At 38.8% G+C, this 20521-nt stretch carries 16 protein-coding genes and 1 pseudogene; 3 read left to right on the top strand and 14 right to left on the bottom strand.

The genetic code is table 11. From position 1 onward, the window contains the following. From FB379_RS17040 to FB379_RS17105, 14 genes and pseudogenes are all read right to left on the bottom strand, one after another. Positions 1 to 1763, bottom strand: a 1763-nt coding sequence (locus tag FB379_RS17040) for a hypothetical protein (protein ID WP_144598491.1), incomplete at its 3' end; no start/stop codon positions are given. A 4-nt stretch (positions 1764 to 1767) separates the two neighbouring features. Further along, positions 1768 to 2097, bottom strand: a complete 330-nt coding sequence (locus FB379_RS17045; protein ID WP_066249523.1) for a hypothetical protein — start codon at positions 2095 to 2097, stop codon at positions 1768 to 1770. Continuing rightward, the gene (locus tag FB379_RS17050) at positions 2090 to 2794 is read right to left on the bottom strand and encodes a DUF5081 family protein (protein WP_094244498.1); all 705 of its coding nucleotides are present in this window, start codon (positions 2792 to 2794) and stop codon (positions 2090 to 2092) included. Before FB379_RS17050 ends, FB379_RS17045 begins: the two co-directional genes overlap by 8 nt. Continuing rightward, complete coding sequence (locus tag FB379_RS17055) at positions 2791 to 3090, bottom strand: WXG100 family type VII secretion target (protein ID WP_066249517.1); 300 nt, start codon at positions 3088 to 3090, stop codon at positions 2791 to 2793. The genes FB379_RS17050 and FB379_RS17055 overlap by 4 nt, the downstream gene beginning before the upstream one ends. Further along, a complete protein-coding gene (locus tag FB379_RS17060; protein WP_094244497.1) occupies positions 3077 to 3469 on the bottom strand; it encodes a hypothetical protein in 393 nt (130 codons plus the stop codon). The genes FB379_RS17055 and FB379_RS17060 overlap by 14 nt, the downstream gene beginning before the upstream one ends. Further along, positions 3462 to 7997 (bottom strand): type VII secretion protein EssC, encoded by a 4536-nt coding sequence (essC, locus tag FB379_RS17065; RefSeq protein WP_144598492.1) that lies wholly within the window; start codon positions 7995 to 7997, stop codon positions 3462 to 3464. The genes FB379_RS17060 and essC overlap by 8 nt, the downstream gene beginning before the upstream one ends. 160 nt (positions 7998 to 8157) lie before the next feature. Further along, positions 8158 to 9480 carry a type VII secretion protein EssB gene (gene essB / locus FB379_RS17070; RefSeq protein WP_144598493.1) on the bottom strand — a complete coding sequence of 441 codons (1323 nt, stop codon included), beginning with the start codon at positions 9478 to 9480 and terminating at the stop codon, positions 8158 to 8160. 57 nt (positions 9481 to 9537) lie between these two features. Next, positions 9538 to 9789 carry an EsaB/YukD family protein gene (locus FB379_RS17075; RefSeq protein ID WP_066249503.1) on the bottom strand — a complete coding sequence of 84 codons (252 nt, stop codon included), beginning with the start codon at positions 9787 to 9789 and terminating at the stop codon, positions 9538 to 9540. Positions 9790 to 9803: 14 nt separating this feature from the next. Next, the gene (gene essA, locus FB379_RS17080) at positions 9804 to 10316 is read right to left on the bottom strand and encodes a type VII secretion protein EssA (protein WP_066249501.1); all 513 of its coding nucleotides are present in this window, start codon (positions 10314 to 10316) and stop codon (positions 9804 to 9806) included. Beyond that, positions 10294 to 13551: a type VII secretion protein EsaA gene (gene esaA, locus FB379_RS17085; RefSeq protein ID WP_144598494.1), complete on the bottom strand. Its 3258-nt coding sequence runs from the start codon at positions 13549 to 13551 to the stop codon at positions 10294 to 10296. Before esaA ends, essA begins: the two co-directional genes overlap by 23 nt. Positions 13552 to 13793: 242 nt before the next feature. Further along, a complete protein-coding gene (locus FB379_RS17090) occupies positions 13794 to 14090 on the bottom strand; it encodes a WXG100 family type VII secretion target (RefSeq protein WP_066249497.1) in 297 nt (98 codons plus the stop codon). 635 nt (positions 14091 to 14725) lie between these two features. Continuing rightward, positions 14726 to 17032 carry an NEAT domain-containing protein gene (locus FB379_RS17095; RefSeq protein ID WP_144598495.1) on the bottom strand — a complete coding sequence of 769 codons (2307 nt, stop codon included), beginning with the start codon at positions 17030 to 17032 and terminating at the stop codon, positions 14726 to 14728. A gap of 82 nt (positions 17033 to 17114) precedes the next feature. After that, positions 17115 to 17516 (bottom strand): hypothetical protein, encoded by a 402-nt coding sequence (locus tag FB379_RS17100; protein WP_066247764.1) that lies wholly within the window; start codon positions 17514 to 17516, stop codon positions 17115 to 17117. 346 nt (positions 17517 to 17862) lie between these two features. Further along, positions 17863 to 18099, bottom strand: a pseudogene (locus tag FB379_RS17105) (IS3 family transposase); the annotation flags it as partial. Positions 18100 to 18221: 122 nt separating this feature from the next. On the opposite strand from FB379_RS17105, the gene FB379_RS18860 reads away from it, so the two are divergent. The 3 genes from FB379_RS18860 to FB379_RS17120 all read left to right on the top strand — a co-directional run bounded on the left by FB379_RS18860 (position 18222) and on the right by FB379_RS17120 (position 20229). After that, on the top strand, positions 18222 to 18506 hold the full coding sequence (locus tag FB379_RS18860) for a S8 family serine peptidase (RefSeq protein ID WP_327847653.1): 285 nt from the start codon (positions 18222 to 18224) through the stop codon (positions 18504 to 18506). Position 18507: 1 nt separating this feature from the next. Continuing rightward, a complete protein-coding gene (locus tag FB379_RS17115) occupies positions 18508 to 19425 on the top strand; it encodes an SAR2788 family putative toxin (protein ID WP_094244484.1) in 918 nt (305 codons plus the stop codon). A gap of 327 nt (positions 19426 to 19752) precedes the next feature. After that, positions 19753 to 20229 (top strand): hypothetical protein, encoded by a 477-nt coding sequence (locus FB379_RS17120; RefSeq protein WP_066247761.1) that lies wholly within the window; start codon positions 19753 to 19755, stop codon positions 20227 to 20229. The last annotated feature ends 292 nt before the right edge of the window (positions 20230 to 20521 follow it).

Here is a 20521-nt window from a genome sequence, read left to right on the forward strand (position 1 = left end):
TAATAGGTGTTCCTCGCATACTCATTTTCAATATAACAAATAGAACGTTCACTTTGTGTACTATGATAACCATTTTCTACCACACCTAAATTGTTACCAAAAGGACTTCCAATTCTATCTAATTCACTTGGAATTAATATTTCTCCAGTTTCTTTATTAAATACACCAATTGCAGTATCTTTATTCAAACCTGGAAAACTTGGCCAGTCAATATCTGGCCATTCTCCCCAATTAGAATAATCAGCATTTTTTATCACTCTAACATCATTTAAAACATTAAAATTTATTTTTTGTTCCGGTGTTAACTTATTAAAGTTAGCTTTCATAATTTCAATCTTTTCAGCATTAGATAACGTTTCATCACACCAAACATTATCTCTGAGATATTTATTGAAATTATCTTGTGCCTCTTTCCCTATACCTTCAAATGATTCACAAACATATTTTTCTAATTTAGGATCTATAGTACTTTCGCCTGTTCCCATATCCTTAATGTTATATTCGAAGCCATCGTTGTTAACTTTATTCCCCCCAACATTCACCCCATCGACCTTACTCAAGTATGCCCGGATTTTATTCTCCACCGCATGCGTATTTTCCGCCGGAACCTTAACATCCCCAACCCCTTCCATGGCGAATCCCATTTGCCGGTCAGGGATCGCATTTTTCAGATTTGTTATGGCGTTGTCTACGAATCGGCCGACTTGCAACGCACCGTTTGCTGCGCCGGTTTTCAAATGCTGAGGCATTTCCTTCGCCCATGCTTTCGCATTTCGAATGCGGGCAACGATGTCTTTTTCAGCATGGACAACCATGTCGCAGGCACGTAGTGATTTTTGCTGGAAGCCCGTTTTTAACCCCGTTAATAATTGAAGATCACTTGCTTCTCTTAGAGGTGAAAAGCGGGCGGCGCTGCTGAATCTAGAAAGCGCGCTGACGCCAGGGACGATATCCAATGGAGCGAGGACACCACGGAATACTCTTTCGCCTGTTTCCAGTTCCCTCCCTGAAATCCAGTCTTTTCCGGAAACGGCCGAGCTTAATTCCAGTGTACCATAGGCCATGCCCAATGCCATCCCTGCTGGCGGACAAATAAATGAGACGCCGACAATCACGACGAGCGCCGCTATTTGCCCCCAGAATTCTTTGTTCATTTGCCCGTCTTTGATCGATTCATACTGAAAGGCGTAGGAATTCAATGCCTTCTTTATGTATTCTTTTTCCGAAAAGTCCTGGTGGGGATTCAGTTCTTTCCATGAGGCGTATTCCCGTTCCATCAGCCTGGCATAGTAGTTGCTGCCGCTGAACAGATCTTCTAGTCCGACCTCGGCTTTTGGCACTTCGATCGTCTCTTGTGTGCCATAAGTTCCTGGAACGACGATTATTTCTTTAACACCGATGTGGTTTTTCGTCTTGATCTCTGATATCGATAAGTTGCGCATCGCTTCAACAAAAGCATCGATATCTTGATAAAACGGCTCATCGATGGTACGGTCGACAATATCTCCGACACGGCCGCTAAAGCGGTGCAGGACGAGATAATCTTCATATAATTGTTGATATTGGCTTTTGCGGTCCGTGTGGGTGAAAGAGATGACACCGTCGCTGTCATATTTGGCGATGTCTGATTGGGCGTCTTCCAAAAGATCACTGATATCTTTCAAATTGTCGATCACGCCTTTGCCCCATGCGCCAAGGCCGATCAGATCGCCAATGCCTTTCTTGGTCCTTTCCCATTCGGAAGGTATATATTTGACATCCATCCGATTATACCTCCAATTTTGCTATAATCTGTTCCGCAATTTGTTGGTCCACTTCCATCATGGTTAATAAAATGTCCATTACTAACGTTGCTGCACGACTGTAATGATCGTACAAATCCATGATCTTTTCATTCGCTTCATCGTATACAGCCATCGCTTTCATCGCTTTGCCCGCCGTATAGTAATCAAGGCTGCTTAGTTTTTTTATATTGGGAATTGCCGTTTCCTCTAATTCCGAAAGAATTCTGTTCAAATAATTAAAAACAGTCGTGATTTCATCCGGATTGACATCAATGGTGCCGGATCCTCCTCCGCCCATATTCGCGTTAGCCATGCGCTTTTGCCTCCTTATAAGGAAATTCCAATTCGTCAAAGAGCAGTTTCAGAAACCAATATTGGCTTGCATGGTAGTATTTCTTTTGTGGGATATCCACCATAATCAGATTTTGATCTTTCGTAAAAATCATCCACTGCTGATAGAATTTCGGATTGTCAGGCTCCATCGGCCGTTCAGTCATATGAAAGAATTCAAGATTCATAAACATTTTTTCCGGTTCAAAACTTTCTACTTCTCGCCTTTCTTCATGGGTTAGTTCACGCTTTAAAAAAGTTTTTTCAAGCGGCGCCGGTTCTCTTGACATTAACGGAAACTGTTCGCTTAGCAATTTGAGAACAAAAGCTTTGGCCATGATCCTTAATTGGTATAAGTTATTTTCTAGTTCCACCAAAACGATCAGCTTGTCATTTGTTTTCTCGAAGAAAGCAAACATTAAATTATTAATTCGCACATATTTTTCACTTTGAGCATAATGTTCCAGTGCTTGAATGACCAAGGCCCCCGCCTCTGTGATTTTGCCGGCAGAATCTAATATTTGTTTTTCTTTTAAGCGTTCGTGAGCTTCTTTAAAAACTTCTTCTCCCTTTAATTGGTAAATTTGTTTATCCGGGAGGCCGAATATCGTATTGCATCCAAAAGCCGCAGCCAACAAATATAATTCCGGTACGTTAAAAGCATCGCGAGCAGCGTTCATAAGTTTCTCACTTCTTTAACTGATGGATCGTTCAAAAAGTCATGGAAATAACTTTCCAAATTATTCAGGGCTTTTGTCTGTTTCGCTGCAGCCTTTTCCATCTCTTGATGATATTTGTGTATAATCTCGAGATAGGTAAGAAATGCGTCTCGTGATTTTCCACTCCACCCCGCCGAGTGAATATAGGAAATTAATTGGCTGCATGTGTTCTTCGTGTTTCTAATCGACTCTTCAAGCGCTTTTGCCGTTTCTTTCGCTTCATTTACTTTGGCACCGTTGATTTTAACGCTTCCCATATAACCGCTCCATCCTTTCTTTCCGTTCTCTTTCCTCTCTTTCCGCTCTCTCCCTCGCTTCTTTAATGGCTAAGTTTTTATAGTAAATGTATCTTTCGTATGCCTTATTTTTGGCGGACACAAGAGAGCTTCTTTTCTGCTTTTCCAGTTGGAAATATTTATTCAGCTTCTGATTGAGTTCTTGCCGCTTAGGTTCAAAGTCGTTTGATGGAATGTCTGAGCTGGATAAATGAGCTGCTTTTCCTACATAGCTTTCGTAGATTCCTTCTGCTTCCGAAACATTTTGATCATAATCCGAAAGTGCATCATGAAGTTTTTCGTAAAGCTTATGGTAATCATCTCTTTTTTTCTCCGTCGCCGTTTTGAACCAATCAAACATGTTCGCTCACTTCCTCCTTTGTACGATATGGCGCGGCGATTTTAATTTTTACCGCTTTTCCATATCGGATATAATAAGCTTCGTAAGGCGGCAGGTTCTTTTCCTTATACGGCCGATTCATCACTTCCAAAATATTTTGGTCGGCAACCCTGCCAATCAACACACCCGTTTTTTGTTTTTTGATCATAGTGGAAATGTCATCATACATTCTTTCAATTCTTCCCGGGATTCCGCCAATAATGAAATAGATTCCAAGTCTTGCTCCCGTTTCCATCAGCTTTGCAAGCGTTGACTGCGACAGTGCCGACATCGTTTCAACGACAAAGGAGGCATCGGTGATTAAAACAACGAGCGGACGGATTTGGTTCTTAAAATCGCGTATGGTCGCTCGCCCGTTTGTTTCCAACTGGATTTGGCGAAATGCGTCTTCCCTTGCCTCGTATAGTTCTTGAATTTTGGCTACTAACAAATCCATCGAAGCTCCATTATCCGCATACAAATTGACATGGTTTTGATACAATTGGAATGCTGCTGCAGCATTATCCAACAAACCGACATCAATATGCTCATTGAGCGAAATGCTGGATAGAAGAGTTAAATACGTTTGTTCCACTGCATCAGCCATTTCTCCTAAAATTAATGTATTTTGGTCTTCAACAACCTGTAGTGCTACAGGCTCTACTTCTTCAAAATCCACCGCAAATGGAATGCCTCCTGACGCCAACATATCTTTTGCCTTCGGATGTTTAATGAATACAGAAAATTCAACCACTTCTGGAACCATTGGAATTGGAGCCGGCGTTTTGCCTTTCCACGCTTCACGCATACCTTTGCTCTCCGTTTGGATTCCCTCAATGATTTGCAGCGTATCTTCGCCTTTTACAGGCAAAGCTGTTTGAAAAGCAGTTGGCTGATCCAATTTGATTAGGCCGCGGCCTGGTATTTCCTCAATCGATAAATCCGTTCTCCCTACAATATTGCGAACTTCTGTAGCATCTATCATAAACAAGGCAATCTGATGTTTAATATTGGCGAGGAGAGGCGCTCTTAACGCGCTTTGCCTTCCTGCGCTGATGGCAAGATGTATACCGACGCTGACGCCTTCCCTTGCAACTTGCGCGACCATATTCTCAAAATCATCCTTATAAGAAGAGTCTAAAACGGAATCATACGTATCGATTATGAGTAGAATCGCCGGAACGTTTTCGCCGATTGCCTTTTCGTACATGCGAATGTTGGCAACTCCGTATTTACTTAATTTCTGCTTGCGCTCCTTCATCTCATTTCGTAAGCGGCGAATAAGCTTAGCCATTTTCACTTCATCATCTGCCATAATGGTGTCGGCGACATGGGGCAAATCTTTCAATGGCAACAAACCGTTAGTTCCTAAATCGATTAAATACATATGAACTCTTTCGGGGTTATACTGTCTGGCAATATCCACTGCCAAAGTCTGCAAAAAGGTTGATTTCCCATAGCCTGGGCTGGAATAAACAGCTAAATGTCCATCCTTCTCCAAATTCAAGGTTAATGGCTTTTGCTCTTGCATTTCCGGCAAATCTAAAAGGCCGATGGTCGCTTCAAGCCCTTGCTTCTCTTGATACCAAGCTTCTGTATATTCTACTTGATGCAGCTCCGTTAAATAGATCTGCTCTTCTAACGGCGGCAGCCACGGTCTTGGCAATTCTTCCACACCGATTTTTTCAGCGTAGGCGTTGATCCAGTCGACGACAGCTTCGAGTTCAGTCGGGACTTTTACTATTTCTTTGCGGTTGGAAAGGCCGCTTAAATCCTGAGAAATCGGCTCATATTGGCCAAGCTCGTTAATCGCGTAAATCGTCGTGTCCAAAAGGTCTTGGTCCTCCTGATCCGGAACATAATTTGCGCCGCTCCATGCGCTTTGAAATAGTTCGTAAATTTCATTGTTGCCGACTTGCAGGTAGGCGCGTCCCGGCAAGGTGATTTCAGCGGCGTCCGGTGTTTTTAAAATTTCCATCGAGTCGCTTGTGTTTTGGACTTTGAGTGCCAGTTTAAATTTCGAGTTGGACCAAATTTGATCGTCGACAACCCCGCTCGGTTTTTGCGTTGCCAATATCAGATGGATGCCGAGCGAACGACCGATGCGGGCGGTCGAGACAAGTTCTTTCATGAAATCCGGCTGCTCCGCTTTCAGTTCGGCAAATTCGTCTGAGATCAGGAATAAATGCGGCATCGGCTCTTTCGCTTCGCCCGTTTTATATAACTTCTGGTATTGGTTGATATGGTTGACGTTATGCTCTCCAAACAAGCGCTGGCGCTTCTTTAGTTCGGCTTTGATCGAGGCAAGCGCGCGCATCGACTGGACACCGTCAAGGTTTGTGATGGTGCCGAGCAGGTGCGGCAGCTTCCGGAACAGATTCGCCATCCCGCCGCCTTTATAGTCGATCAGCAAAAATGCAACTTCATGCGGATGGAAATTAACGGCAAGCGAGAGAATATAAGATTGAATGATTTCAGATTTCCCCGAACCCGTCGTCCCGGCGATCAGCCCGTGCGGTCCGTGCGCTTTTTCATGGAGGTTCAACTGGACAATATCCTCTTTTCCCCGCAGTCCGATCGGTACTGCCAGGCTTTTATATGTTTCGTTTCGTGCCCAGCGTTCTTCAATCCCGAGCTCCTCAACCTTTTCCACGCCGTACATTTCAAGGAAAGTCACGCTTTCCGGAATGGAATTTTTCAAGTTTTGCAGGTGGTTTAAAGGAGCCAAAGCACGGGAAATGTCTTCTTTGTTAAAACCGTCCGGGAAGTGATCTGGAACAAACCGTTTGTTTACCAATTCGCCGTTTTCGATAATGATGTTGCCATAGTGGGCATCGCGTATATCAATCACCGTTTTTACATGCTCAGGCAATGACTGCATGACGTCTTCCACAAACACGAGCGAAACACCAAGTTCGATTGGATCTTCATTAAAAAACTCCATGATCGTATGGTCTAAAATCAGCTTTTCATCTGTAATAAAAATGACAAAATGCGGTGAAAAATAGATATTCTCATTTTTGTTCGCTTTCTCATCAATTGTTAATTTTCTTTCTTTTAAAATTTGATAGAGCGAATTGAGAACCTGGTCGCGAGATCGCTCGTGGTATATAAAACCTCTAATATTTAAATCACGCAAACTGGCATGCGGCAGCCAGCGCATCCAAGCCCATTGTTGCTTTTCTTCCTCCGGGAATATCGTCACAAATTGAACATCGTGATAACTGTGAAATAAGGCTGTTTGCATGACGAGCATTTGCAGCTGTTCCAACACAAGACGGCGCTGACCGATATATCCCACTGGCCCATTTAACAAGGACGTTACAATCGGAACATCATGCAATTTTAAAAATTGTGATCGAAGGCTGCGCGCCTCCTCGACCAGTTCATCTTTATCCTGTGTAAATTCTTCCATGCTGAATTCGATGTCAAAGCTGGCATCCACTGTCCCTGTTCCAACGCGATACATTAAAAAGTCATGGTGAAACCTCGTCTTTTCGTAAATCCGCGAGTCCACCCTTAAGGCCATATCACGGATTTGCTCCACACTTGGGTAGTGATAGTTTAAGGCATGGCGCTGTTCTTCACTTGCTTGATACAATTCATGTGTTTTTTGCTTCAAATAATCCCGGTAGCTCTCCTCCCGTTCTTTCATATCCAATCGATATTGCCGCAAGCTTTTCACATAAGAGGTGATGGAAAAAATAACTGTGACAATCGTCATAGACAGCATCACAATTAAATAAATGCCGCTTCGCTGAAAAAAGGAAACGAGTACGAAGGCTGCAATCATGACTAGCGGCGGAACAATGACACGGGCAAGTTGTTCACTCGGTTTGCTTGGCTTACTGGATGGTTTAGCAATTTTCCGTTTATCTTCCGGAACACGGTAAATAATGCGCGGTGAACGGTGATAATCAGGATAATCCGCGTTATACTTGCTTTGTGCACTATATAATGGCACCAATTTAGATATATAGGGTTCGGAGGCCAATATCTCCAAACGATCTTTGGTCACTCTGACCATTACACCGGCAAAAAAAAGCTCATCCCCCGCTTCAATCTTCACTTCTTCTCCATCCACAAATGTATAGTTATGATAGACAGTGCCCTGATAGACAGCCATTTGAAAAGAGTCTCCCAATTGATCACGGAACAATACGAAATCAATAGCAGTATTGGGAATCTGCACATCATCATACGTATTTTTGCCAAAGGTAATGTTCAATTTATTGGAAATATCATAGTAGTGCCAATCATTATGCTCCGTAAGGTATATTTCCAGCGGAATATTGTTTATCTGTAATGAAATGGCACCATTTATCAATGATTTATTTTCAACCTTGCATGTTTCACCATCCCAATCCACCCAAATGGTGTCGGATAAACCGCGAAAGGTAATAGTGTCAGACCATTGGCTGCCGATTGATACTCTTTTCGGTTCATGGTCATGTAAATGGCATTTATGCAATTGTTTATCATAACTCACCAGTAATAATCGTTGTGCCATCTCTTTCTCCCTCTCTACATGCAATTAAGAAAGACGCATGCCTTTTTTTCCAGTAAGCGAAATGATTGGGGTACATGAAGCGTAACGTTTAATTCTTTAAAACTAAAAATCAGCTGAACTATTAAAATGATAGCCGCTCATAAATGCAGGCAAGATCCCCTCATTTCGTTTCTTCTGTTTGGTTTTGATCAGGAACCTTTTTCTCCGTTCGATCTGTCTGTGTCCCCTTTGCTTGATCGGTTACTTGTTGTTCTGCAGCTGCCGGCGCGGATCCACCCGTTTCTTCAGTTGGATTGGCTTTCTCCGGATCCGTCACAAACAAAGATTCCAGACCATATTTTTCTCCATACGATTTTAACTTCTCTTCATATTGTTGCACCTGGTTTTGCCGTTCGGTTCCACTTAAGTTTGGATCATTTTTTGCCTTCTCAATTTTTTTAATATAGCCGTACATGATTAACACCGGATCATCGAGATACATCGCTAAATCAAGTGATTTATCCAAATCTCCGCGGCCATTGTAAATCCAATACAATAAGTAGTTAGGATCGCTTTTTAAGCTAATATTATTCATAATGGTGTCTTTTTCTTCATCGCCCAGATTTTCGGATTTAACATATGAATAGGCCAATATATATTTTCCCGAATCTGGCAATTTTTCAGGATTGACACTTTCGAGATCTGAAATGACTTCTGAATAATCCTTGGATAAAAAAGCCCTATGCGCTTCCAAAAGGTGCTGCTGAAACGGCAGCTTGAAAAAGCCGAAGTATACAACAGGAACAGCCAAAATGACTGCAGCTGCGATCATGGCAATGGATAAACGTTTAAATAGCTGAAATCTTTTTTTTGGAACGATTTGCATATTTTTCTCTGTTTCGCGCTTTTCCTTGCTATACTGATTGTGTAAAAATTCAACAAAGTCATCAAAATGATCAATTTCACTGATTTGACGTTCAAACTCGGTATCTTTTGCATTTTTCCATGAACCTGCATATAGTTCATCGAAATTATATTTTTTTGAAAATAGGGCGATACTCAAGCATTTATATTGCAGCAGGAAGGTTTCGTCGTTGATCTCATAGGGGGGTAGCACCTGTCGAATGCCTCTGTAAACCAAAAAAGGTATAAGATTATCGTCAAATATGAGATTATGTGGATGCAGGAAGAACGTAATTCGCGTATCTAAAATTTTTCTGAAACGGGCCAGATTGCACAGCAATCGCAACTTGTCACTTCGCCCCAAGCTTTGAATGGTTTCCCAATGGTTCATATTGGAATCAACTTGAAATTGGAAAGTGAGAACCTCTTCCCCGTCCTCCACTTCTACCGGAACAAACTGGTCTGTATTCTCCTTCATCAGAGCCAATTCACGAATATCTTTCACGCGGGTCTGCGATTTTGCCAGTTCTAATTTCCATTGATTGTTTTCAATAAAAAAATGATAAGACACGGAATCCATTTTAATTGTTTTTTCCTTCATGATTTCTGACTCCTTTTCAACGTTACACAGGCTATGATAAAAAGCATGGTTCTTGTTCTATAAAACAAGTAAAATATCTCCATTCGCCACTGGGAACTCGCTAATCTGGTCGTCATCCGCCAGTAAAAGTTCTTTAGTCGGGATTTTTACCGCAAAAAGGGAATAATTAGGGAGTTCGAGCCTTAAAGATTCATTCAAGTTCGACAGCAGCTGTTTTATCGGCTGATGTGCCGGTATCCTCACATCATATCGACCTTTCCCCCATTTACTAAAATCAACGGTCACATTGATATGCGTTTCAACGGGCATTCCTGATCTCCCCTTTACTCCATTATTTTTCTTATAAGAGCCAAAATTCCGCCGACCAACATAACAGCAAATCCGCTCAGAAATCCAATGGCTATCTGATTTACCCTTTCCTTTTTCTCTGCATGATCCGCAGTGCTTTGGCTAGCGGGAGAAGAATGCTGCGTAAAAAAATGTTGTGAAAATAATGTCTTTTTCGCATCGTAAAAGCTTGTTTTTGCATCGCTCGCCACCGAATCGGCAAAAATTTCTTCTTTTAGATGATTCACTGCATGATCCAGCTCTTTTTGTTTTTTCTGGACCGCAGCCCGAGTTTGTTTTTTAAACAAACCGGGCGCGATTTTTTCCAGTTCAGTTTCACTCTCACTTTGGGATTCTTGTGATTTTATGTCATCGCTGATACGGTCTACTTGTAAATCAAGCTTCCCACTGTGATCCAAATGTTCATCTGCCAACGAATGTGCAGAAAGCAAAGGCTGGACGCCTATAGCTGCAGCAACTAAAATACTAATTCGGATTAGCTGCTTCATCCCTTGCCTCCTTACTTTGTGTAAACCCATTTATCACAAATAAATGTCCGACAAGACTTAAAAATGCTGTCCCCACTAATATGGTGATGATCAATGGATCGTACTTTGTATCGTCAACAAAACCTAATAGCAGCTTCTCAATATATTGCAGTGGCGACAATTCTTGCAATGTAGATGCTAAAGACTGTTTGTCGAAATTCAGCCCAAGAGTTTCTGTCAACAATACATAAAGGCTTAACATGCCAAGAAGTAAAAACATCCCGATCATTTTAAGCTGTCTTAGCAAATAAGCTCCTGCCAGCACCATGGTGAACATAATCAGGGAGATCAGGCCAATCCATTGAAAATATTTTTCTTGTGGAATATCGATAAAAGAACCTGACAGCAAACCGATGATGATTCCTTCGATAACGCCAATTCCTGCTGTCACCCATGTGATCGGAGTATTTTTCCAAACCAATGTTCTGTTTTCTGAGAAATCATCCTTTATCAATCTTTTTCTTTCAGACGTTGCAATGACGTATGCAGAAAATAAAGCCAAAATAAAACAGATTAACACCAAATAATAAGGGATAAAAGTATCTTTAACTACTTTCACTTCGCTGTTTTTTGTCTGCACCGGATTTGATAGAAAATTCAACAAGTTTTCATTTGGACGGTCGCCTATACGGCTGTTGGCTAACACTTGTCCAAAGTTATCAGCAAACTCTTGATCCTTCAGCAGCTTATTGGTCAAATCATTTGAAAGCTTTTGAGCCTTTTTCACTAATGTGTCGCCGCTGTTTACAATATTGTCAGCCTGTTTATCAATCGCATCAAAAGTTTTATAGACGCTGTCTGTTGAAATCAATACATTTTCAGATTGATCTGCCAAGGATTGGCTTGTAGCCAGCAATGTTTGAAGTTGATCGTCTAAGGACAGAACAGCGCTTTGTTCTTTATTTTGACCGGCTTGTATCTCACTATTTGCGTTTTGCAGCTTCAAACTGGCTTCCCGCCATGCTTCCAACCGCTGTAATGTATTGGTAATGCGATGATTCAATTCTTCTGCTTGTATCGTCGCTTGTTGGACTAATAAAGCCATTTCGTCAGAATGATTTTGAGTTTTCTGAACTAGCTGCTTATAACCTGCTATCTTATTTTTAAGGTCTTCCGTTTCAGCTCTGACATCCTCAGTTATTTTCCCGGCCATATAGTCGGATATGGCTTCTACAATATCTTGTTTATGGAACAGGTAATAAAGAGAATCCTCTGCAGCCATATCCCCCAAGCTACGTTGTTCCAATCCATTGGCTAAATCGGAAATACTTTTCCCAAAATATAATTCATATAACATCGCTGTTTTTTGATAATCTCTGATACTTTCATTAAGGCTTTTCATGAAAGTATTAGCCGGATCACTTATCAGCTGAGACATTACTTTATGATAGATAACATTGTTAATATCTTCTCTTTCAACAGGAGGTTCATTTGTATTCTCATCATTTGAATCGTCCTGTGTCGATTCGGAATTACTGTTTTCATTCATATTTAGAGCTTCAGGATCAGGCTGTTGCTCTTCTGGCGGCAATGGATCAGATGGATCAGACAGCTCTGGCGCCTCTGTATTTTTATGCTTTTGAATAATCTTCCATTCCCATGCAACAGGCTGAAATAAATCAATTTTCGCATTTTCGTCCTTCAAGCTTATTTTTATGTTGACTGTAATATTTCCTTTTTCAGTGACAGGAAGATCAAATGTAACGTTGTTCTGATCTCCATCCACTTTAAAAACATTTGTTTGCCCATTAGGAAGAGTCAATGTCACTTCATGAATACGAAAAAGTTCAGGAACTGCCGCATTTATATTTTGACTCTCAATATTTCCGCCTAGAATAGCTGCATTGTCCGACAAAATGATGCCTGATTCCGTTAAATCCTTTTTCACTTTGTTTATTAAATTTGCTAAAGGAAGCCCCGTACCGTTGGATGGTTGTGGCTGATATTGAAATTCCCGATTAAATTGGTTTGTCACCTTGATAACCATTTTGATATCGCTCTTCACCGACTCATCGATGTTTAAATCATCAATTTCTTCCCGTTTTAACGTTTGAAGTTTATCAATTTGGCTTTTAATCGTTTTTTGGACAATTTTATCGGGAGTATCAAATATTTGATTTAACGAAACGTAACTGTTTCCGACACCATCTTTCATTTGTTTTGCCAGTTTTTTCGCAATATTTTCCTCTGTTTCATTTTCTAGCTTTTTCGTTAATTCTTGCTCATAGCTGTCTATTGTTTCCAATGTTGATTTTAACGACATCTTCAGCGCTTCAGACTTCAAGAAAATATTTTGGTCCTCCATGGAATTGAAATGGAACTGATTATAAATTGCTTGATTGGTTTCAACCAGTCGGTTAATATTTTGCTGAACGTCTGCAGCGTTTAGACTGCTGTCGAATGCTGTTAGCTGATCTGCAAAACCTTTTGCCAAAGTTTCATGAGCATTCTTCATTTGTTGGAAATCTAAAAAATTTGTTTGATAAGCATTTGTTGCTTTTGCCCCTTCAACAAAGGAGCTCTGGTAATTTTGCAAGATATCCTCCAGACCTTTGAAAGCATCGGTTGATACCTTTGTTTGATCCTTTACTGTCGCAAACTGATTAGTGAAACCAGATAATGGTTGATGAATATCATGATTATATATATTGGTATGATTCCGTTCCTTCCTGACAAGTTCAGCAACATTGTCTTGGGCCTTTTGTAAGTTTCCTATTACACTAGCGAAGTAAACATCAATAATTCGACGATTAAAATCCTCTAAAATTGAACTAGCCGTTTTTTCCGCCCGGGCTTTCATGCTGCTGTTGCCCGATGCATTAATCTTATAGTTTAAAGTGATTTTCTCCGGATTTTTATCATTCATTGATAGTGCTTTTTCTGTAAAATCATTTGGAATGATAATAATCATGTTGTACAAATTGTTTTTAAAGCCGCTTTCAGCAACACCACGGCTGACAATATACCAATCATGTTCATTATCTTTTTCAATACTTTTCACAAATTCATTGCCAAATGCGTATTTTTTGCCATTAAAGGTGCCGCCTTGATCTTCATTTACTAAAGCAACAGTCATTTTTTGCTCATCATCATTTGTACTTTTCGATACTTGGTTTAATGCTAAGTAGGAACTTCCTGAGGAAAGCATGAGCACCAGTCCAAGAAACAAGAAAGAATTGAGCACAAATTTCTTCATTCCATTCACCCCCTTTTATGTGAATGACATACAGATATGTTGGGATGAAAACCAAACATGACAAACATCCTCAAAGGCACTGCCTTCTTGCCAACGCCTCATTTTTCCTTGCACATCCATTCCGAAAATATTTATGTATTAAGAAAAAAAGCCACACAACATCGTCGCGTGGCTTTTTTGACAACACGGAAGTCGTCCAACCATCTAAGCCTGGTATTAGACATGAAGTCAACGCGGATTGATTATTGAAGCCCAAAATTGCGTGATAGCTGCTCATCATGTTGAGCTACTGCTTCCGCTGTTCTATTCAATTGCGTATTAATATCATGCATAAGCTGGGCAAAGTTTTGCACCTTCGGTTTTAGTTGATTAAATTGATCATCAAATCCTTGGAAAGCACGGCCTTCCCACTCAGCACGAAGTTCATTTTGTAAATTTGTTAAATCTCTTAAAATTTGCTCAATTTGCAAACCAGCTTGCCCATAACGCTGAGCCTTCGCTTTTAGCTCCTCTGGGGTCATTCGAATTTGTCCTGCCAAAATATCCATCTCCTTCAAAATAGTTTTGTGGCATTCGTTTCTTTAAATAATATCGAATGCTTAATAAATATTTTCCTATAAATGTATTTATCAATAGTTGGAAAAACAGTCAAACGCCCGATGAAAGATGTCAAATTTCACACAGTACTTTTTGCCCAAAATTATCTCGAACCTATGATTTTTTCTAAAAACAATTGATGGCATACAATTCCATTTAACCAGTAATTCGGAATTCTAAAATTGGTTATTTGTGGTTTTTATGTTACATTTTATGGTGCATATAACTTATTTTTTGTAAAAAAATCTAGGTAATGGAAATTGTTTATATTGCGCTTTCATAATTGAGGATTTTTTGTTAGGAGGATGCCGATTGTAGTTAAAAATGCTGTCTTTTTTTGAAATTTTGATAACCCTAAGGACCTGTTCTTTGATGCAAACGCGGAAAAGTATGCTTACAACAGTTAATACCGTATAACATCTAATACCCTTGCGCCTATATTGGCAAGAAAAAAGGAAGTAATTACCTCTAAATAAGATAATTACTTCCGGGATTTTTCTTCATTTCTACTTTTTGGGACTAGACCACTGCAAGGAGAGGCTATCAATTTTTTGGATCTTCACTTGGCATTCTCTTTTTAGTTATATTTTTTTCTTACAACAGCAAAACATATACTCCCCATTCCAAGTAAAATAATGCCAATCAGTAGGAAATTAAATTGATTGGTAGCTGTATTTGGCAATTTTTTACCTTCTAGTTCCTTCTTTTCTTCTGCTAACTGTTCAGATTTTGTTGGTTGTCCGATTTTTTCTTCCGGCTGTTCAGGTTCTGCTGGTTGCTCAGGATCTTCTCCCGGCTGTTCAGGCTCTGCTGGTTGCTCAGGATTTTCTCCCGGCTGTTCAGGCTCTGCTGGTTGTTCAGGATTTTCTCCCGGCTGTTCAGGTTCTGCTGGTTGTTCAGGATTTTCTCCCGGCTGTTCAGGCTCTGCTGGTTGCTCAGGATCTTCTCCCGGCTGTTCAGGTTCTGCTGGTTGCTCAGGATCTTCTCCCGGCTGTTCAGGTTCTGCTGGTTGCTCAGGATTTTCTCCCGGCTGTTCAGGCTCTGCTGGTTGCTCAGGATTTTCTCCCGGCTGTTCAGGCTCTGCTGGTTGCTCAGGATTTTCTCCCGGCTGTTCAGGCTCTGCTGGTTGCTCGGGATTTCCTCCCGGCTGTTCAGGTTCTGCTGGTTGCTCAGGGTCTTCTCCCGGCTGTTCAGGCTCTGCTAACAATTCGGCTGTAATAAGCGCAAAATATACAGAGTAAGCAGCAGTTTCCCCATTATTTGAAATCTCTATAGTATACGGTATGGATGGATCAATATCTTTAAAAATATGTGAAGAATCAGCTGCTATTTCCTCACCCGTTTCTTGATTTTGTAAGCTAACTTCGACATTAGCTTTCGGAATGATTTGTAAGCTTAATTGACCATTTTCATCAACAATTAAATGGCTTTTTTCAACAAAATTCGCAAAATCCGCTCCAAAATCTGCTAAACTGAGAACATATGTGCCTGCATCATAGTGTTTCGTTTTTAGAATATTTGTTACTGCTTCTTTCAATGCTTGCGTAGCAGATAAAATTTCCACTCTTGTTGCGGCTAATTTGTTACTAACCTTCTCAGCTTCATTAAGTGACGTTTGAAAAGTATTCACATGCTCCCCATCAGCTTCCAATTTACTTGGATCGATTTTCTTTGCAAGTTCAACGAAATCTTTTAAGTCTTCTTGGATATTGACATTAAAGTTTAAATATACTTCTTTTTCCACACCATCCGTATTATATTTCACATAAGAAATGCCTTTCCAAACATCGTCTCCAGCATCCTTGTGCCTAATGTTTATTTGATAAATATTAGTATCATTTTTCGCTTCTACAAAATACACTTTAGACATAGCACTTGAAAAACCGCCATTTGCAGTATCTGCGGCTTTATAAATTTGTAAAGTTTCTTTTGGTAAATGAACAGGAATATTAGCAACAGTTTGATATGTTCCAAATTGCTTTAATACTGCTGTTGTTTCTTCGCCGAAATCACCTGCATGCTCGGACAGTTCTGCATCATCACCAATAGAGTTTAAAACTCTAAATCTTAAAGGCTCTATCTTAAAGAATTGATCCCTCTTTACAGAATCCATTGCAAATTTTAGACTTTCTATTGCTGCATCAACCTCTGTTTGTGTAGCATTTGGATTATTATAAACGTTTTCAGCGTTGGCAAGCCTTCTTTGAATTTCGGGGACAGCATAGCCATGTTCTCCTTCAGAATAAACATATGGAATCAAAGTCCCTCTAGGATGCACTGTATTAAAGAGGTGTCTTGCCTCCTCAAGCACTTTTTCCAATTCAGATTTATCCGTTTCAACATCAATCGGTAGAGTACTTGTATCTAATTGTAATTGAACATTGTACCAATTATCATATATGCCACCAGGCATACCAGGGACATTTTCCATATGCACATGCATTAAAATATCTAAAGCTTTTGTTACATCCTCCATTTTATAACGAATCACATAATTCCCATTATCTTTTCGTTCTGGCTGAACTTGCTGATACCCATCCATACCAGATATGTTATCACCTGAAATAACAGCCTTTGGCTTACCTGGCAGTCGATAACCAATATAAGGTAAATAATCTTTGTTTACTGCTGTAATTTCATGCTCAAATATTATCGTATCATCTTCTATAATCAATCTTCCTGAATTAGCAACATACAAATAACCATGAGCTGCTGATGTTTCCGCAGTTCCATCTTTTAAATAACGATAATCAACTCCTTCATATGTTCCATTTACTAATCCTGCCCCTTCCGCATGAACATTATGAAATATTGGAAGGATAGGTGATAAAGTCAACAGGAATATTGCAATACCTATCCATAATAACCTACTTTTCCTCTTCAAGCTGATCTCTCCCTAATCACAAAATTTTTCCAATGGAGAGTGAATGGAAAAACCCCGCCACTCTCCAAATATTCTGAAAATATCAAAGCCATTGAATAAATAGAGGAATATATCCACTATGCGGACCAGCGTTTACATATAATTGAACAGCTAAATTTACATCGAAATCATAGACGTCAAAAGTAAATTGAACATTTCCATCCGCATCAACTGTCCGATTGGCGGAAACATAATCACTGCCATCCCATACTAATAAATCACCAATATAACTAGCATCCTTCAATGTAATAGTTGCAGAATTACCATCGATAACGGCATCACCAACAATAAACGAACTCGCGTGACTAGAATAATTCCCATTAGAATCTAAAAACTGATAATTTAATGTTGCGGCAGATACAGATACAGCAATCGCTATGGATAGCAATAATACACTTATGAACATCGCAACAGTTCTTTTATAGCTTAGATTAGTTTGAATCATTCTCTACCATTCTCCTTCATTTCTTGGTATTACATCCATTCTCATAAACCCTGCCATTACTTATTAAATCAATTGCGTTTACTTACTCCTCCCTCCTTTATGTTTTTATATGCCAGGGCATTTAATGGTAACGATAATCATTCTCAATATATGACGTAAAAAAACACCATTGATTATGATTGTGTTTCAATAATGATAATCATTATCAATGGTGCGCGAAAAAAAAATGCCCTGCTTAATGAGCGGCATCTTGATGTAGTAAATAAAATGTTTGCCTATCAAGTATAGTTTTACCATTTACATGTATAATTGTCAACTTTTTTTGTATTGGTATGTCAACACTAAACTAGACAATTTTTTTGAGGTGTTTCTCTTTGTACTCCACCGGGCTTAAATACCCAAGTGTTCCATGTATTCTAACATGATGAAACCAATGAACATAATCATCTAATTCCAGTTTTAATCGGTCTAAATTTTCAAAATATTTACCTTTAACAAATTCTGTTTTGATAATTTTAAAGGTTGCTTCAGCTACTGCGTTGTCATAGGGACAACCCTTCATGCTTAACGACCGATTGATATTAGGTCAATAAAGTAGACACAAAAATTTATAAATTTTTTTCGCAGCTACCGCGCTATCGCTTGGTGGCCTTTTAAAAATAATTACGACGTTGTCCTAATTATTTTTAAAGGTAAATTTTCGGGATTGACAAAAACTTAAAACGAGATCCAACGGCTGCAAAAAATAAAGTTGACTATGTTACTCCTGGTATAAACGTACAAGCTGTAAAAATTAATAAAATGAGAGATAAAAGTCTTGATGGAACATCATATGCAACAGCTTATGCAACGGGAATTATTGCACAACTCTTAAGCGAGCAAAAAATAGATCGAACTTCTTATTTCAAGCATTTAAAAGACTACGCAAAACCTTTGGGCAAACAATCAGAATACGGAAATGGATTATTAACATTAAAAAAAGGGGATTAGAATGAAAAAACTATTGATTATCTCATTATGTTTTACTTTAAGTTTTTTAAGTATTGGACCAACTGCAAGTAATGTATATGCTGCTACCTCTGAAAATGAAGTTCCTGTATCTGTAGAAAGTAACATTCAAGAAGTTTTTAACTATGCAGCAGACGAAACAGAAGAAATTGTCCAAGAACTTGAAGAAGAGTTTAATACTGCTGAGGATACTGAACTAGAAGTTTCTAACTTAAATGTTCAGAATGATAGGATTATTATAGAAAGTAAAGTTTCAACATATAACTATGATGTGGATACTACTTTAGAAATACAACCTGAAGAGAATACTGCCCAGTATAACATTACATATGAAGAAAATGGGGATTTAATTGAAAAAGAGTATGATTTAAATATTAATGTTATAGATGATGAAAATTTTATTATAGAGTTTATTGATAAAGAAACTGGTGAAATCACAATTTATGATTCTTCAGTTGTATCTGCCTCAGCGGTTCCTTATGTTGCATATATTATAGGTTCTCAAGTTGTTCGTTTAGCAATTAAAGGTCTTGCGAAAAAATCTATTAAAGTTGCCAGTAACATGGGAAAAATTCTAAAGCACAATAGTCGAGGCGTTCTATTTGAAGGTAATGCTAGCAAAGGATGGAAACATATAAAGAATGGACATATTTTGGGCAAAGGTGCTAAAAAGGGCGATACATTATTCCCCAAAAACTTATCTGAATCTCAAATTAAAAATATTATTATGGAATCTTTACAAAAAGGTACTTATAAAGGTCAAGCAGCTAATGGTTATAAATCTTATGAATATAACCTAAATAAGTATGGTATAAATAAAATGAAAGTCATTGTTGATAAAGATGGTATGATTGTCACTGCGTACCCGTTGTCCGGAAAAAGTGTGATAAAAGTTAAATAATAAGGAGCAATCCTGTTAGAAGGATTTTCGGGGTCTTGAAAAAATAAAAGCCCTCTAGTATGATGCATGAGTGTCAACGCTCATTGACCCATCATCATACAGAGGACTCTATCATATGAATTTTAGTACAAACCATAAAATTAATCAAGTTCTTGAAAACACGTTAGTAATTGGCAGCGATATTGCCAAGCAGAAGCGTATCCTCAAACTGTAAATCAATAAAGTAATGTAAAATACTAAAATATATATCAGTAAAAATATTTTTTTAATAAGGTATAAACGGGTTAAACCGTTGATATCTCAACATTTAAAGAGGGAGTTATTATAATGAAAATATCTTTTTTTGTTGAATTATATGATGAAATGATTGGACAACCTTTTAATATAGATGACTATTTAGCCTGTCGTTTATCTATTTTTGTGCAGCAAAATGGGGAAAAAAAAGAACTTTGTAATTCCACTTTCCATGACGCCTTGCTTTTAGGTATGGGGAAAATTCTTTTGGAATTAAAAGAAAACCATACATCTTTTTCTAATGGATTTGAAACCTATGAAAATGCAATGGAATATACTTTAAACAAAACTGGTAAATTGCTTATTATTAAAGCCTACAGTGAATACGACAATACAACAGAAATCGCCTTTCAAGGTGAGTTTGAAGATTTTCTTACAGCTTTCTTTAAAGAATATGAACGCTACTTTAAAGGACTTCTTCAGAAGGATCCAAATGCCATTCAACACGATTCTGTTGAAATGATGGAGCAACAATTAAAAGCCTATAAAGAACTAAAAAACAAATATTAACTTACAATATTTAAAGGGAGTATGATTTAAAAAAGTTTTTGGGAGTATGAAATATTTTGTGTAAATGAATAGAATGATAAAAAAGGAAGACCTTTTCTTGATAGAATTGAGTTATCGCAAAAAATTCACAGAAAAGAGATCTCCCTATGAATCAGTTTACAACAGAGCTTGTCGATGCACTAGTCAAAAAAACAAGATGAGTCAGTCAAGACTTTGTGGGAATTTTTTTGGTTCGCTGAAAATAGATGTAAGTCATAGGTTAGCGAACCATTTTTTTGAATTTCATCCGTAA

The organism is Aeribacillus composti, assembly GCF_007827555.1.
Lineage (GTDB): Bacteria > Bacillota > Bacilli > Bacillales > Aeribacillaceae > Aeribacillus > Aeribacillus composti.